Origin of the sequence: Candidatus Amarolinea dominans, from assembly GCF_016704685.1 — a bacterium.
In the GTDB taxonomy this organism is placed as follows: Bacteria; Chloroflexota; Anaerolineae; order SSC4; family Amarolineaceae; genus Amarolinea; species Amarolinea dominans.
On the sequence record NZ_JADIZS010000029.1, the window covers coordinates 25354 to 40224 of the forward strand.

Genomic DNA, 14871 nt, shown 5'->3' on the forward strand with positions numbered 1-14871 from the left:
GGAGGCTTGCGGCGTTTTCAACGCAAAGACGCCAGGGCGCAGGGGCGGGCGCCAGGGCTGTAACGCAAGCCGGAGGCTTGCGGTGTTGGCGCACCGGAGCATGATTTGTCGCAGACGGCGTCGTCACGCCGGAGGCGTGACCTACGGTTGAAGCGAGTGGGGCGCAGGCCGGGATACGGATCGGGTACAATTTCAATCTGAATGAGCTGAGGGAGAGGGTCGAAATGAGTCAGCACGGAGAGGATCACGAAGGCGCGAGCGATCTTGGACAGGGCCGCGAGGGTGGAAAAACGGGCCGCCGGTTCACGATGACAAAACAGGTTTCCCGGATAACGGCTGCGGAATCCGGGCATGCCCATGATCACGCCGGGCAGGATGCCGGGCATGCCCACGGTCACGCCGGGCAGGAGGCCGGGCATGCCCACGGTGACGCCGGGCAGGAGGCCGGGCATGCCCACGGTGACGCCGGGCAGGAGGCCGGGCATGCCCACGGTGACGCCGGGCAGGAGGCCGGGCATGCCCACGATCACGCCGGGCAGGATGCCGGTCATGCCCACGGTGACGAGCATGGGCACAGTCATGGGGGAGGCGTGTGGGGCTTCATTCAGACGGTCTTTCACATGCACGGCCACGGGGACGGCGGGGGTGAACTGGTTTCTGATTCTGTCTTGACGACGAGCCGGGAGGGTATCCGCGCCTTGCAGTGGTCATTGGTCAGCCTGCTCCTGACCGCAGTGATGCAGGTTGTGATCGTGGCCATCAGCGGCAGCGTGGCGCTGCTGGCCGATACCATTCACAATTTTGCCGATGCCACTACCGCCGTGCCGCTGTGGTTGGCCTTTGCCCTCAACCGGCGTCAGCCCTCGCGCGGCTTCACCTATCGCTATGGCAAGGCCGAGGATCCGGGCCGGCGCGTTTGTGGTGCTGGTGATCTTCAGCAGTGCGCTGGTCATCTTCTACGAAACGTGGCAGAAGCTGATCCACCCTGAACCGATGCGCAACCTGGGCTGGGTGGCGGCCGCGGCCATTATCGGTTTTATTGGCAACGAGTTGGCCGCATACGTGCGCATTCGTACCGGACGCCGCATCGGCTCGGCCGCGCTGGTGGCCGATGGCCTGCATGCACGCACCGACGGGTTGACCTCGCTGGCGGTGCTGGTGGGCGCCATTGGCGCCTGGCTGGGCTTTCCCCTGGCCGACCCGCTGATCGGCGCGTTGATCGGGGTGGCGATCCTGTTCATCGTGCGTGACGCGGCCCGCACCATGTGGCTGCGCCTGATGGATGCAGTGGACCCGGCGATGGTGGATACCGTGGAAAAAGTTGCCAGCCGGGTGCCCGGCGTCGAAGCGGTGCATGAGCCGCGTCTGCGCTGGGTGGGTCACGCGCTGTGGGGCGAGCTGCACATCGAGGTGGATGGTAACCTGGCTACGCAGGCCAGTCATACGATTGCCGAAGAGGTGCGCCACGGGCTGTTTCATGCGCTGCCGCGGCTGCGCACCATGATCGTCCATGTGGACCCCCGGCCGCAGCCAGGCGCCGATTCCTGGATCCACCACGCCATCACCGCGCACCACGCGCAGTGAACGGCCCATTTTTCGCTTCGGGAAGGGGTCCCGTATGTCCCATGTTCTTTTGATCAACCCACCTGGCCCTGCGGGCAAGACTGCGAACCGTGAAGGTTCCGCCGGTCTGGGTGTCATCGGCCCGCACGCGGATGATTTTTACTATCCGCCGCAAACCATCGCCACCGTGGCCGCGGTGCTGCGCCAGGCCGGCTATAGCGTCACCTGTGTGGATGCCGTGGCCGAGAAGCTCGATGTGGCGGCCACCCTGGCACGCGTGCCTCCCCGCGCAACCGATCTGCAGATCGGCGTGCTGATGAGCCAGGCGACGCTGACCGTTGACGTAGATTTCTGCCAACATCTGCTGGCCGATACCGATGTGGATGTCGTTGCCTTTGGCTCGGCCATGCGTTTCATCGGCCAGACCGTCATGGAGCAGTGTCGTGTGACCGCCGTGGCCCTGGGCGCACCGGAGACGGCCGTCTTGCGCACGCTGCAAGCGCTGGCCACAGCATCCGCTGACGACGAGAGTGACGGCGAGTGGGTCGCCGGCCCCGCGCTGCCCAGGGCCGACCTGACGACGTTGCCGCGGCCGGCATGGGAACTGCTGCCGCACGATCGCTACCCCTTCCTGACCCTGCGCGCAGGGAGCGGCTGCGATGACGACTGCGCCTATTGCCCCTACGTCGCCGTCGAAGGCCACGGCCGCCAGGTGCGCCCCGTGCAAGCTGTCGTGGACGAGCTGGCCTGGCTGCAGCAGACCTTCCCCAAAGCACGCTACCTCTTTCGTGACATCGTCTTTGCGGCCGATCGTGCCTGGACCGAGGCTTTCTGCGCAGCCCTCATTGCACGTCTTGCACGTCGGCTCAAGATCAACTGGGAGTGCGAATCAAGGCCGGAGCATTTCGATCTGGCCCTGCTGCGGCAGATGGCTGGCGCCGGCTGCACCACCATCAAGATCGGCCTGGAAACGGTGGATGATGAGATGCTGGAGTTGATGGGGCGCCTGCATCCCCGGCAAACCGCCGACGATTACCGCGACCAGGTGTTGGAAGTGCTGGATGCCGCCGCGCAGGTGCGTATCGCCTGCCGGCTGTTCGTCATGGTGGGCCTGCCCGGCGAAACTTACGGCGCTCGTGCGCAAACCCGTGAGTTCCTGGCCAGCGTGCGCCCGCCCCTGCTCAGCATCAAGGCCTATCGGCCGTATGCCGGTGTGCGACTGGAGCAGGATGGCCTGGGCGCCAACCTGAACAGCCGTCCCGGCGCCCGCCCCTTGACGCGCAGCGAAATCCTCGAGTTGCAGCGTGAATGGCAGAGCTTGCAGGGCGAACCACCGCCCCCGCAAGGCATCGGCAGCAAGTTGGCTTCGCTCCTGGGCTGGAACGGCGGACGCTCCTATCAGGTATCGGCGCGGCGCGGGCGACGGCTCTCCTAGGCCGGCGGCAGGGCGCGTGCGCGTCATCTCAAGAATGGCAATTCACATGATCGCTTTGGTCACGGGGGGCAACGGATTTGTAGGGGCCGCGGTGGTGCGGGCGCTTCTGCGCGCTGACATCGCGGTGCGTGTGCTGCTGCGCCCCGGCAGCGATCGGCGCAATCTGGCCGGGCTGGCGGTGGAGGTCTGCGAGGGCGATGTGCGTACACCGGCCAGTCTGCCCGCGGCGCTGCTCGGCTGCACGCACGTGTATCACCTGGCGGCGCTCTACAGCGCCAATCCGGCCGATGGTGACCTGCTCTATGCCGTCAATGTGGAGGGCACGCGCCATCTGCTGCAAGCTGCGGCCGCGGCCGGCGTCGAGCGTTTCGTGCATACCAGCACCATCGGCACGATTGGCCGGCCGCCGGCTGCAGACGATCTTCCCACTGAGGACGTGGCCTTCAACCTGGAGGGGAGCGCCAGTCATTACGTTCTCTCCAAGTGGCGGGGCGAGCAGTTGGCACTGGCGGCGGCCGCGGCCGGCGACGCGGCCGTGGTGGTCGTTCACCCCACTGCGCCCGTAGGCATGGGCGATTGGCGCCCCACCGCCACCGGCGGCCGCATCCTGGCCTATTTGCGCGGACAGATGCCGGGCTTCCTGGCCGGCGGCATCAACTTTTGCGGCGTGGATGACATCGCCCGCGGTCACCTGCTGGCGGCCGCGCACGGCCAGATCGGCCGGCGCTACATCCTGGGGCATCCGGCCGGCAATCTCGACCTGACCGGTTTCCTGGCCCTGCTGCAGGCGGCCAGCGGACAGCCGCCCCCGCGCCCGGCCCAGGGCTGGCGCGCGCGGCTGACCGGGCTGCTGCGGCCGGTCGCGTCTCCGGTCACAGTGCCGGCCGCGGCCCGCCCCGCCGCGCTGACCTGCGACCCCGCCCGCGCCCTGGCCGAACTGCACTGGACGCCAGGCCCGCTGCTGGAGGCCTTTCAGACGGCCGTGGCCTGGTATCGGGCCAGCGGCATGGTTTGATGGGTGCGGATTTCAACGCAAGGACGCCACGGCGCAGGGACGCAAGGGTTGTAATGCAAGCCTACGGCTTGCGGCGTTGGCGCACCGAAGCATGATTTGCCGCGGACGGCGTTGTCACGCCGGAGGCGTGACCTACGGCTTGCGGCGCGAACGATCTACAAGGAGAGGACGCTTTGTTACCCTGGCGCGTGAAGGAACCGATGCTGCGCAGGCTGATGGCTGTTTCCGGGCCAACCGGCGGCGGCCGCCTGGCGACGCGGCTGGCGGTCTGGCTGTTGGGCGGCGTGTACAAGGACCGCAAACTGCTCGCCAACCTGACGCCGCGGCCCTTCATCTCGCCGCTGGCGCAGATTCGCTGTGCTGATCTACGCGTGGGGCGCCATGCTTTCATTGATGACGACGTGACCATTTACGCGCACGATGACGGGGGCCGGGTCGAAGTGGGCGAATTTTCCTCGCTGCACCGTGGCACCGTCATCGAGATCGGCGCCGGCGGCAGCGTGGTCATCGGCCGCGATAGCCACATCCAGGGCGCCTGCAATCTCAAGGGCTTTGTGGCCGATCTGCGCATCGGCAACCAGGTGCAAATTGCGCCGCAGTGTGCGTTCAGCCCGTACCAACACACCTTTGCCGAACGGACGCAGCCGATCAAGAATCAACCGCTGGCAAGCAAGGGGCCGATCGTGATCGAAGATGATGCCTGGCTGGGCCTGGGGGTGATTGTGCTGGATGGTGTGACCATCGGCCGCGGCGCGGTGATTGGCGCCGGCGCGGTGGTCACCGGGGACGTGCCGCCCTACGCGATTGCGGTGGGCGTGCCGGCGCGGGTCGTTGGCAGTCGGCCGTCGTAGCGCATCCTCAGAGCCGTAGCTGTGGCACGATGAACCAGAAGAGGCTGACAAGGCACAGCCCGGCCAGCCCGGCGAACACGGCGCGGTAGAGCAGACCGTGCCAGCGTTGCAGGCGGGGCAGCAGCGCCAGCAGAATGACCGCCGCCGCCCACAGCAGCAGCGTCCAACGGCCGGGCGCCACGGCCAGGCTCAGGAGCAGGCCACCCGCGGCCAGGGCGGCCGCTGTGCGACTGGCGCTGGGTTGCGCCAGCGCGGCCAGTCCTGCGCTCAGGCCCAACGCCGCCGGCAGCAGCGCGGAGAAGAGATAGCGCCCCTGGTGCTGTACGAAGCCCAGGTTGTACCAGAGATAGCCGCCCACCGCGCCCAGCATGGCCAGGGTCAGGATCAAGAGCGCCCGGCGTCCGGCGCCCGGCCGCCAGGCGCGCCACAGCGCCCAGCCTGCGCCTACGCCGGCCGCCAGGCTGAGGATGAGCAGCGCGGTGTAGATACGGCTGTCGAGCAGGACGCTCATCCAGCCAAATTGACCCCAGAAGGAGCGGAACGTCCAGGTGACGAAACGCGTGCCCAGGCTGACCCAACCCTCCTGCGCGAGAAATTCACTCGTGCGCAGTTGTCCGAGCACGATGTCCTCGTGCCGGTTGAGGCCGAGGAAGTCGGCGCCGCCATAAACGGCCAGGTTGCGCACCCACCAGGGCAGCGCCAGCAGGAGCAGCGGCAGCGTCACAGCGAAGGTCAGGCTGGCAGCCCGGCGCCAGGTTGGATCATGACGATGACTATCACGCCAGGCCAGCAGCAGCGTCACCCCAAGCAGGGGCAGCATGGCGTAGACGGTGCTCTTGGTGATCAGCCCCAGGCCGGTGACGATGCCCAGCCACAGCCAGGGCCACAGCGTCCCTGGCGCGGGGCGGATCAACAGGCGCAGGCATTGCCAGAGCATGATGGCAATCAACAGCTCCGCCAGGCTGTCGTTGTTGACCGCGGCCAGCATGGCGATGTGCATGGGCAAGAAGGCGACGAAGGCCATGGCGCCCAGGGCGATGGCCGGGCGCACGATCAGCATGGCGGCGCGGTGGACCACCAACAAGAGCAATCCACCCAGGAAAACGGAGAACAGGCGTAACGGCAGCAGGGCGCCGCCGGTCAGGCGAAAGAGCGGCGCAGCCAGGACGTAATAGAGCGGCGGCTGATGGAATTCGTAGCGGAAAGCCTCGATGGAAGTGCCGGGACCAAAGCGGGCGACGATTGCCGCGGTCTGCTCGGCCTGGTTGTAATCGCCCGCCTGCAGCACCGGCAGCACGCCCTGCGTGGCCACAACGTGGATGTAGTTGTAATGGGCCGGCTCATCCGGCGCCTGCCAGGCTGGGGTGTAGACCGCAAACAGAACGCCAATGACCAGGTAGGTCAGCACAATGGCTCTGTGCCAAAGCATGGTCTGCTTCTTCAAGTGGCTTCGCGCATCCCCCATAGATTTGCCTGCGCAGACAGGCACCGCAGCTCGGTTGGCGCAGTATAACACAGGCGATTATGCGCGGCAAACGACTGAGTTGAAGGGGACGCGAAAATCGGGTACAATGACTCAGGACGCAACACGTCACCGCCTGGCAAAAGGGTGATGAGAGGAGACGAAACAGAATCATGAAAACCGTATTGGACGGCGAAATAGATGCGATTGTGTTTGCTTATCATGGCGCACCGCTGGACGTGCTGGGGCCTCACGTGAAGGACCTGGGCGCTGGGCGTCAGGCGGTGGCCATTCGCGCCTTCCGCCCGCTGGAGGCGCAGGTGTGGGTGGTTGCCAAAGACGACCCCACGCAGAGCACGGCGATGCAGAAACTGAACGACGTCGGCTTCTTCGAGGCCGTGTTTGCAGATAGCGCGGAGATTTTCCCTTACTATCTGCACCTGGTCGGCCACGATGGCAGTGAGGTGGACATCGAGGACCCGTACGCGTACCCTCTGCAACTGACGGAGTTCGATCTGCACTTGTTGGGCGAGGGCACGCATTTTCGGACGTACGAGAAGCTGGGCGCCCATCTGCGCACAGTGGCTGGTGTGCAAGGCGTGCATTTTGCGGTCTGGGCGCCCAATGCCGAACGGGTCAGCGTCAAGGGCAATTTCAATCAGTGGGACGGACGAACTCACCCGCTGCAACTGCGGGGGCAGTTGGGCGTGTGGGAGTTGTTCGTGCCTGGCCTGGTGCAAGGCGAGGTCTACAAATACGAGATCAAGTCCCGCTACATGGGCTTCACCGGCGATAAGTCGGACCCGTACGGCGTTTACGCGGAACGGCGCCCCAACACCGGCTCAGTCGTATTCGACATTGAGCATTACGAATGGGGTGATGACGACTGGGCGGCCAACCGCCGCCAGCACAACGCCTTGACCGCCCCCATGGCCATCTATGAAGTACACCTGGGCTCGTGGCAGCGCGCGCCGGAGACTAACGATTTCCTGAACTATCGCGACCTGGCGCATAAGCTGGCGGCGTATGTCAAGAAACTTGGCTACACCCATATCGAACTGCTGCCTGTGGCCGAACACCCCTTCGATGGCTCGTGGGGCTACCAGGTCGTCGGCTATTTTGCGCCGACCAGCCGTTTTGGTACGCCGACCGACTTCATGTATTTTGTAGATCATCTGCATCAAAACGGGATCGGCGTCATCCTGGACTGGGTGCCGGCTCACTTCCCCAAAGATTCGCATGGCCTGGCTTATTTCGACGGGACGCACCTGTACGAGCATGCGGACCCGCGGCGGGGCGAACACGCGCAGTGGGGCACTAATATCTTCAACTTTGGGCGCAACGAGGTGCGCAATTTTCTCATCTCCAACGCGCTCTACTGGCTGGACAAATATCACATTGACGGGTTGCGCGTGGACGCGGTGGCTTCGATGCTCTACCTGGACTACGGCCGGGAGGGGGGCGACTGGCTTCCCAATCAATATGGTGGGCGCGAGAATCTGGAAGCGGTTGATTTCATCCGTCGCTTCAACGAGCAGGTCCACAAGGAATTCCCGGATGTCTTGACCATGGCCGAGGAGTCAACCTCATGGCCGCTGGTCACCCGGCCCGGTTACGTGGGCGGTCTCGGCTTCGATCTCAAGTGGAACATGGGCTGGATGCACGACATGCTCGACTACATGGAGATGGACGCCGTCTTCCGGCGCTTCCACCACCACAGCATCACTTTTTCTTTGATGTACGCCTTTAGTGAGAATTTCATCCTGCCCTTCTCGCACGACGAAGTGGTACATCTGAAAAAAGCCATGGTGACCAAGATGCCAGGCGATGATTGGCAACGATTCGCCAGCCTGCGCGCACTCTACGCGTACATGTACACCCATCCCGGCAAGAAGCTGCTCTTCATGGGCGGTGAGTTTGGCCAATGGCACGAGTGGGACCACGATCACAGTCTTGATTGGCACCTGGCCGAGTCCGGCTTGCACAAACAACTGCAACAGTTTGTGGCCGACTTGAATCATCTGTACCAATCAGAGCCGGCCATGCACCAGGTAGATTTTTCGTGGGAAGGCTTCGAGTGGATCAACTTTCACGATATAGACAAATCCATCATTGCCTTCGAGCGCCGCGCGGCAGATTCCAATCAGCGTCTGGTAGTTGTCTGTAACTTCGCGCCGGTGCCCCGCAGCGGGTACCGGGTTGGTGTGCCGTTTGCGGGCTTCTATACCGAGGTTTTCAACTCTGATGCCGTCCCGTACGGTGGCAGCAATGTGGGCAACAATGGCGGCGTGCCCTCGGATCCAATAGCGTGGGACAAGCGCCCGCACTCTGTCTTGTTGACCATTCCGCCGCTGGGTGTGGTCATCCTCAAGACGCCTGCACAAGAACCGGTCATCAGCGCGCCGGATGCCTGAGCAGTTACGAAAGGAGAACGATCTATGCCTGGCGCATTTTTTGCCGGCTTGATTCAGGATGAAGATGGCCGGCCGGTGGACGCGGTCGTCATTGGGGATGAGGGCCTTCTATGTGGTGCTCGATGCAGGTTTTCGACGCCACATCGCGGCGCGCCAGGTAGATCAGCAGGTGTTGCACATGCTGCGGGACGAAATCGAGGCCCATCACGACCTCGCCGTCAGCAGCGCCTTGCAGATGCTGGGGCGCGATGACCTGTTTACCAAAGCGGCCGTGGACGCTTCGATCAAGAACATGGACCAGGTGCTCGATCACACCCTGCCCGACGAGACCAAATCATGGCTGGGGATGTTGGGCTTTCGTGTCATCATCAACCTGCACGGAGACATTGTGCGGGTGGAAATGCCGGGCCAACTGGCCGAAGATTAGCGCCGGCGCCGCAGGAGGGGGCGTTGCTGACGCCCCCTCCTGGTTTTTCAGGCCTGGCGCACACTCTCGATCTCCACCGGGAAATCGCGCAGGAGCATGCGTAGTTCATCCTCGTTGATATATTTGACCTTCAACACCATGAGCGTTTCATCCTGATGGGTGACACTGCCAAAACTGCGCAGCGCGCCGCCGGCGTTGGAAACGGCAATCGCGACATCGGCCAGAATATCAACGTTGGCGGGCGCCCGCAGTGTGACCCGCAGTCCGGGATCGCGACCGCCCAACAGATCAAAAAACACGCGGTACAGATCGCGGTCGGTCAAGATACCGATTGGTTTCTCGTCTTCCACCACCAGCAGAGCGCCCACGCGTTTGTCAGCCATGAGCGAGGCGGCCTCCTCCAGCGGCAGGTCTGGTGTCACCGTAAACACCGGGGCCGACATGACGCGGCCAACCGTTGGCAGGGGGTCGCTGCGATGACGTCGCGGCTCTGCCAGCAGACGCAGCAGGCTGCGGTCGTTCACGATGCCGACCAGGCGTCCTTCGTTGTCTACAATGGGCAGGCGGCGGATGATTTTTTCACGCATCAGTTGCAGGGCCAGGCCCGCGCCGGTGTCTGTCGTCGCAGTAATGACCGGCTGGCTCATCAGATTACGCACGTACATGATGTTTCCTCCCTCAGGCAAACTACGCAAGAAGTCACAGTTTTATGATACGCCGCCCGGCCCCTGGTGTCAAGCTGGCATGGCGCGACGCGACATGTAAGCCCTGCGGACACCGGCCCTTGCTGCTGACTGCCGGTCGTGCTATACTCAGGTCATGCCAAACCAGACTCGCACACCGTGGGACGAACTCGCGCTGCCTTTCTTGCGCTTCAAGGGGCGTCACCTGACGGCCGCTCAGCAATTGCGCCACGCGTGGCGTGAGCATCGCTCTGCCATTATGCTGCTGGATACGATCGGGCCTGACCTGAGCATGATTGACCCTGACTTACCCTTGCAGGCGCCGAGTGGCGGACATGCCGTGCCGGAACCAAGCTATCGGCCCGCGTTCCACAATCTTTCGGCAGAGCAGCGCTGGTTTTTTTGGAACTGGCTGCGCACGCACGAGGGGCATCTGCCTGTCGGCTACACCGTGCTCTATGTGCAACAACTGGAAACAGCGCTGTTCGACACGCACGCGCTGGCTGCGCTGCAGGAGATGCGCTGGCTGTTGGAGCACCACCGCGCCCTGTCTGTGCGTGAGTTTGTGGCTTACGGTCTGGCCATCGGCGCCTGGCTCTATCGTCAGGCTGAGTTGTTCGCATGGGTCGTCAATCAGGGCAGCCTGGGATCGTGGCAAATGGGAATGCTGCTCTCTTTGCAGAACGAACTGGGCGTGCCCTTGAGCGCCGGTCAAGCCCTGGGCCTGGGGCGCTTCTTTCGCTACAACTGGAGCACCTGGGCGCGCCAGCATCCACAAGAGGTGGAGCAAGCCGTGACCGCAGAGCTGGCCGCGACCGGCCACACCTGGCTGAACCAACAAGTCAGCGCCCTGCGCGCCGAACAGCGCCCCATGCAGATTCAACTCATCAATCCCAGCTTGTGTTTTAGCGTGCAGGCGATTGATATGTGCAGCAACCCTGGCTTCGAACGGGCGATGAACGATCTTCTGCAGGCCGCGGAGCGCAGCGCGCAACTGGGTGGGCACTTCACCGAGCGCCCGCGGGCTGTTACCCCGGCCGGCACAGCCTGGGCGGACCGCGGCTGGTATGTGGTGCTGGAATTTGGCGAATCAGCGTCCGAAAAGCTGAACTCAACTGTGACCCTGGCCCGCCGTCACCCTGGTTTCATCAAGCTTCTGGATGAAAACCGCGAGATCGTCTACCGCAATGTGTATCAGCGTCGGGATCTGAACCGGTTTTGGGTCCTCTTCGACCGGGTGCATACCTGGAAGGGGACGCGGGTCTTCGTCAACGGAAATCCGATCAAGATCGAGAACCTGTGGCCCGGCTCGCCAGAGATGGAGTGAGGTAATACTTATGCAGAAACCATGGCTCAAACAACAGACCCTCTGCCCCGTGGCCGTTGACGCAGACGAAAAAGACCGCTCCGACGCACGGAGCGGTCTTTGCAATCACAGCGCTGTCTATGGATCAATCAATTGTTGGGGCGCCCGGTTGGCAAGACGGAGGGTAGCTCTCGTGTTGCCGACGGGACAGAGGTGGCAAGTGGCATCGGGGTGGCTACGGGTGTCTTGCTCGGAATGCGCAGCTTTTGCCCAACAAGGATCTTGCTGGTGCTCTTGATGCCATTCAACTTCGCAATGGCCTGGATGGTGACGCCATAACGCTTCGCGATGCTCGTCAGAGTATCGCCCTTCTTGACAAAGTAGGTAGTGGGGCCAGTTCCAGCGGAGGCAGAGCTGGCTTGCGCTTCCGTGGTATGCCAGGCGAATTGCACACCGACGATCATGACGGCGATCAACAAGGATACAAGATGATTTCGGGTGGGCTTCACGGCATTCCTCCTCATTCACACCAAAAGCAGGCGGGTCTTACTAAAGGAATGAAATTTCCAACGATCCAATTCTGAGCAACACGTACAATCAACGAAATCATAGCGCAAAACCCGCCTAAACGCAAGAATCGCTCGTTGTCGCTACGTGACGATAACGTGACGATTCTGGACAGGCGACTTTACGCTCCGGACAGCTCAGGCCGCGCTGCCTTTTACCGCAGCAGACCGTGCATGTGAAAATCGCTGTAGTGCGGAAAAACAGCCGCCAGGTTGGAATTGCCCAGACGTTTCTGCACAATTTCGCCGATGACATCGCGAAAATCGGTGGTAACGGCCAAATCACCCGGGCCGTACAACTCATCCTGACTCAGGCCGGGCCAGCGTGTGTACACCTTGCCGCCGTTGACATTGCCGCCCAACACAAACATGATACTGCCATGCCCATGATCGGTGCCAGCGGATGAGTTCTCGCGCAGGCGACGCCCAAATTCGGTCATCGTTACCAGGGTGATGTGCCCCATCCGGTCTTGCAGATCGGTGTAGAACGCATGCAGCGCATCGGCAAAATGGCCCAACAGGAAGGAAAAATGGCCGTCAGCCCCGCCCTGATCGGCGTGCGTGTCGAAGCCGCCAATATCTGCACAGGCCACCTCAAGCCCAATGTCCGCTTTGATGAGTTGGGCGGTGGCTTTCAGTGAACGCCCCAGCGAACTCTGCGGATACTTCGCCCCGGGTGCCGGCTCATAGGTGCTGTCGGCAATCTGGGTCAACTGCTGCACCGCGCTGAGGGTCTGCTGCCCCTGGCTGGCCATCAGATCATCCCCTGCGTACAGCGCGGCGATGGTTGCCTGAATTTTATCCAGCTCCTGGCGCCGGCTGCGCAGGTGAAAATCGGCGATGGATTGCAGGGCCACGGCCGGAATGGGGCCGCGCAGGCTGGGCTGCAGCAGGGCGCCAAAACCGACGGCGCGGAAGGGCGACTGCTTGTCGGCCGCCTTGACCTGCAGATGACGGCCAATCCAACCGGTGGGAATGGCTTTCTCGCCGGGGGTGCCGCGTTCCATGTAGTCCATGGCCTCGAAGTGGGAATGGGTGGGATCGGGTGAGCCGACGGCGTGTACGGCTGCCAGGACCTTGTGCGTGTAGAGATCGTGCAGCGCCTTGCACGTTGGGTTCAGGCCAAAGAAGCCGTCCAGGTCCAGCGCGCTCTTGTCCTGGCCTGCTTTTGGCTCAGAAATCGCGATGGACTCCCGTTGGGTGTAGTATTCTGGGGCGCCATAGGGCACCAGGACGTTCAGGCCATCCAGGCCGCCGCGCATGAAGACGACGACGAGGACATCGCCTGTGGATGCGGCCGCAGGGCTGCGCAGCGCCACGCGCGGCATCCACGCCGGCCAGGTCAGGGCGCTCAGGCTCAGGATACCCGTTTTTTGCAGGGCCTCACGCCGGGTCAATTGATCAAGCAGCATCACATCACCTCTCATCAGCGCATCTGAAATGCAGGCGACGCCAGAATCATGGCGATTAGTTGGCGCTGGCCGGCGGCAGAGACATCGTTACCCACATGATCGAGCAAGTGCTGGCGGGCGGCTGCGGGCAGCGGCCGATGCAGCAAGCGCTCGATCCAGTAATCCACGGCTTCTGGCGCGGTTTTCAGCGCCGCGCTGCCGGCATGGGCGCCCGGCTTGAACAAGGCGCCCGATCCCTTGCCTGAGGTCAGCGTCAGGGCCAGGTTCCAGCGCGCCAGCAAGTTGGCGGTGTTGATCCAGGCCGCGCCCTGGTCCGGGTAGCCATCCGGCGTCGGCCAGTAGAAGGGGACCTGCCCCATGTCAAGCAGGGCGTTGAACAGAAGCTGGCTGAAACTGGCGGGCAGCGGGCCAACCGCGTCAGCGGATGACAGCGTGCGCGCTTTGGGCGCCGGTCCGAACGGCGGAATATCCAGCGCCCGCACCACGGAGGTCGCATATTCCAGGGGCCGTTTGATCTTGCGTCCGCCGGCCGCCTTGAACTCGGCCGAGCGCAGCAGCGTAGCCAGCACCTGGCGGATGTCGCCGCCAGACTCGAGAAAAGGTGGCTGCCACGCGGCCAACCAGGGCCGGCGGCGGATCATCGGCCACGAAGCGGCGCACCAGTTTGTTGGCGATGAACTGGGCGGTGCTCGGATGCCGCGCCAGCATCGTCAACAGGCGCTCCCCTTCCTCCACACCGCCGCCCTTGATCCTCAGGCCCAGGACCACTTTGTCGCCCTTGTCGTGGGTCGTTGGATCGAAGACGAACTCGCCCACGTTGGCGCCCGCGCCCTGCACGCCGCGCTTGATCTGGCGCACGGTCCAGCCGGTCAGCACCCGCGCCGCCTCCTGCACGTCGGTCTGCGTGTAGCCGCCGGTCACGCCCAGGGTGTGCAGTTCCAACAGCTCGCGCGCGTAGTTTTCCTGCGCCACGCCGGCCTTGTTGGAGAGATTGTCCAGGTAGACGAGCATGGCCGGGCTTTTGGCGCTGGCCTGCAGCAGATCGCTGAACTTGCCCAGGGCGTGTTTGCGAATGACCTCGCGATCGTCTACGATCTTGAACATCCGATTGGCTTCTTTGAGCACGTAGATGTTGAAGTGGTTCGACCAGAAGTCTACCATCAGTTCGTACAACTGACGGCGGCTGAAGGCGGCGCGCAGAATGGTGGCGCTCACCAGTTCGCGATTGGCCGTTTGCGGAAAGCGCGGCGGCGCGGGATTGCCCGTGTTGGGCGGCGGCGGCTCGTCGTCGCGCGGGTCGTCCTCTGGCGGTTTGGACGCACCCGCGCCCGCGGCCGGCAGATGGTAGGTGTTCACCAGCTCGGTCAGCGTCATGGTCAGCGCCGGAAAGCGGAGCAGGGTGGCGTCCATCTCCTCATCGGCGATGGTTTCGGGGTGCAGCTGCTCTTCGATCCACGCGTCCACGCCGATCTCGCGCACGCGGGCCAGGTCAGCAGGGCGCGGGCCGAATGTGAGCCGCGTGACGGCTGCCACTGCCGGATCCAGCCCGGCATCCGCCTGACTGAGCGTAAGCGGTTGATCTGCCCACGCCGCCCACGGGCTGTCCGGCGCCGGGCGTTCATCCAGGCCAGACATCCAATCCGCGCCCCCCAACAGGACGGCGCCGGCCGCGGCCCCCTTGAGAAAATCACGACGCGACAGCAAGTTCGGTGTCATAGGTTCTTCTCCGATTTCTCT

General features: G+C 63.5%; 14 protein-coding genes and 1 pseudogene. 8 read left to right on the forward strand and 7 right to left on the reverse strand.

The window, feature by feature from the left end; genetic code table 11:
• Nucleotides 1-17: 17 nt before the first annotated feature.
• Complete coding sequence (locus IPF85_RS18505) at nucleotides 18-569, reverse strand: hypothetical protein (protein ID WP_343409537.1); 552 nt, start codon at nucleotides 567-569, stop codon at nucleotides 18-20.
• A gap of 21 nt (nucleotides 570-590) precedes the next feature.
• On the opposite strand from IPF85_RS18505, the gene IPF85_RS18510 reads away from it, so the two are divergent.
• The 5 genes from IPF85_RS18510 (at nucleotide 591) to IPF85_RS18530 (ending at nucleotide 4864) form a co-directional block, all read left to right on the forward strand.
• Nucleotides 591-989 carry a cation transporter gene (locus IPF85_RS18510; protein ID WP_343409538.1) on the forward strand — a complete coding sequence of 133 codons (399 nt, stop codon included), beginning with the start codon at nucleotides 591-593 and terminating at the stop codon, nucleotides 987-989.
• On the forward strand, nucleotides 919-1584 hold the full coding sequence (locus IPF85_RS18515; RefSeq protein ID WP_343409539.1) for a cation diffusion facilitator family transporter: 666 nt from the start codon (nucleotides 919-921) through the stop codon (nucleotides 1582-1584). The genes IPF85_RS18510 and IPF85_RS18515 overlap by 71 nt, the downstream gene beginning before the upstream one ends.
• Nucleotides 1585-1618: 34 nt before the next feature.
• Entirely contained in the window at nucleotides 1619-2998 is a 1380-nt protein-coding gene (locus tag IPF85_RS18520; RefSeq protein WP_343409540.1) for a radical SAM protein, read from the forward strand.
• Nucleotides 2999-3044: 46 nt separating this feature from the next.
• Nucleotides 3045-4013: an NAD-dependent epimerase/dehydratase family protein gene (locus IPF85_RS18525; protein ID WP_343409541.1), complete on the forward strand. Its 969-nt coding sequence runs from the start codon at nucleotides 3045-3047 to the stop codon at nucleotides 4011-4013.
• A gap of 173 nt (nucleotides 4014-4186) precedes the next feature.
• A complete protein-coding gene (locus tag IPF85_RS18530) occupies nucleotides 4187-4864 on the forward strand; it encodes an acyltransferase (RefSeq protein ID WP_343409542.1) in 678 nt (225 codons plus the stop codon).
• A gap of 7 nt (nucleotides 4865-4871) precedes the next feature.
• On the opposite strand, the gene IPF85_RS18535 is transcribed toward IPF85_RS18530, so the two are convergent.
• Nucleotides 4872-6293, reverse strand: a complete 1422-nt coding sequence (locus IPF85_RS18535; RefSeq protein WP_343409543.1) for a glycosyltransferase family 39 protein — start codon at nucleotides 6291-6293, stop codon at nucleotides 4872-4874.
• Between the two features lie 206 nt (nucleotides 6294-6499).
• Here IPF85_RS18535 and glgB point away from each other — a divergent pair, with 206 nt between their 5' ends.
• Nucleotides 6500-8740: a 1,4-alpha-glucan branching protein GlgB gene (gene glgB, locus IPF85_RS18540; RefSeq protein ID WP_343409544.1), complete on the forward strand. Its 2241-nt coding sequence runs from the start codon at nucleotides 6500-6502 to the stop codon at nucleotides 8738-8740.
• 112 nt (nucleotides 8741-8852) lie between these two features.
• Nucleotides 8853-9167 (forward strand): hypothetical protein, encoded by a 315-nt coding sequence (locus tag IPF85_RS18545; RefSeq protein WP_343409545.1) that lies wholly within the window; start codon nucleotides 8853-8855, stop codon nucleotides 9165-9167.
• A gap of 47 nt (nucleotides 9168-9214) precedes the next feature.
• On the opposite strand, the gene IPF85_RS18550 is transcribed toward IPF85_RS18545, so the two are convergent.
• Nucleotides 9215-9832: a CBS domain-containing protein gene (locus IPF85_RS18550; protein ID WP_343409546.1), complete on the reverse strand. Its 618-nt coding sequence runs from the start codon at nucleotides 9830-9832 to the stop codon at nucleotides 9215-9217.
• A gap of 154 nt (nucleotides 9833-9986) precedes the next feature.
• Between IPF85_RS18550 and IPF85_RS18555 the strand changes: the two genes are divergently transcribed.
• A complete protein-coding gene (locus IPF85_RS18555; RefSeq protein WP_343409547.1) occupies nucleotides 9987-11177 on the forward strand; it encodes a hypothetical protein in 1191 nt (396 codons plus the stop codon).
• A 128-nt stretch (nucleotides 11178-11305) separates the two neighbouring features.
• Here IPF85_RS18555 and IPF85_RS18560 read toward each other — a convergent pair whose 3' ends face one another.
• The 4 genes and pseudogenes from IPF85_RS18560 to IPF85_RS18575 all read right to left on the reverse strand — a co-directional run.
• Entirely contained in the window at nucleotides 11306-11665 is a 360-nt protein-coding gene (locus IPF85_RS18560; RefSeq protein ID WP_343409548.1) for a LysM domain-containing protein, read from the reverse strand.
• Between the two features lie 212 nt (nucleotides 11666-11877).
• On the reverse strand, nucleotides 11878-13134 hold the full coding sequence (locus IPF85_RS18565) for a DUF1501 domain-containing protein (RefSeq protein ID WP_343409549.1): 1257 nt from the start codon (nucleotides 13132-13134) through the stop codon (nucleotides 11878-11880).
• A 14-nt stretch (nucleotides 13135-13148) separates the two neighbouring features.
• Nucleotides 13149-13775: a DUF1800 family protein gene (locus IPF85_RS18570; protein WP_343409550.1), complete on the reverse strand. Its 627-nt coding sequence runs from the start codon at nucleotides 13773-13775 to the stop codon at nucleotides 13149-13151.
• Nucleotides 13741-14850, reverse strand: a pseudogene (locus tag IPF85_RS18575) (DUF1800 domain-containing protein); the annotation flags it as partial. The gene IPF85_RS18570 and the pseudogene IPF85_RS18575, both read right to left, overlap by 35 nt.
• Nucleotides 14851-14871 lie beyond the last annotated feature (21 nt).

Excerpts from the sequence above, each read along its gene's own strand:
- IPF85_RS18535 (WP_343409543.1), bottom strand. The coding sequence starts at position 6,293 with ATGCTTTGGCACAGAGCCATTGTGCTGACCTACCTGGTCATTGGCGTT.
- IPF85_RS18565 (WP_343409549.1), bottom strand. The coding sequence starts at position 13,134 with ATGCTGCTTGATCAATTGACCCGGCGTGAGGCCCTGCAAAAAACGGGT.
- IPF85_RS18555 (WP_343409547.1), top strand. The coding sequence starts at position 9,987 with ATGCCAAACCAGACTCGCACACCGTGGGACGAACTCGCGCTGCCTTTC.
- IPF85_RS18570 (WP_343409550.1), bottom strand. The coding sequence starts at position 13,775 with ATGATCCGCCGCCGGCCCTGGTTGGCCGCGTGGCAGCCACCTTTTCTC.
- IPF85_RS18550 (WP_343409546.1), bottom strand. The coding sequence starts at position 9,832 with ATGTACGTGCGTAATCTGATGAGCCAGCCGGTCATTACTGCGACGACA.
- glgB (WP_343409544.1), top strand. The coding sequence starts at position 6,500 with ATGAAAACCGTATTGGACGGCGAAATAGATGCGATTGTGTTTGCTTAT.
- IPF85_RS18520 (WP_343409540.1), top strand. The coding sequence starts at position 1,619 with ATGTCCCATGTTCTTTTGATCAACCCACCTGGCCCTGCGGGCAAGACT.
- IPF85_RS18525 (WP_343409541.1), top strand. The coding sequence starts at position 3,045 with ATGATCGCTTTGGTCACGGGGGGCAACGGATTTGTAGGGGCCGCGGTG.
- IPF85_RS18505 (WP_343409537.1), bottom strand. The coding sequence starts at position 569 with ATGCTCGTCACCGTGGGCATGACCGGCATCCTGCCCGGCGTGATCGTG.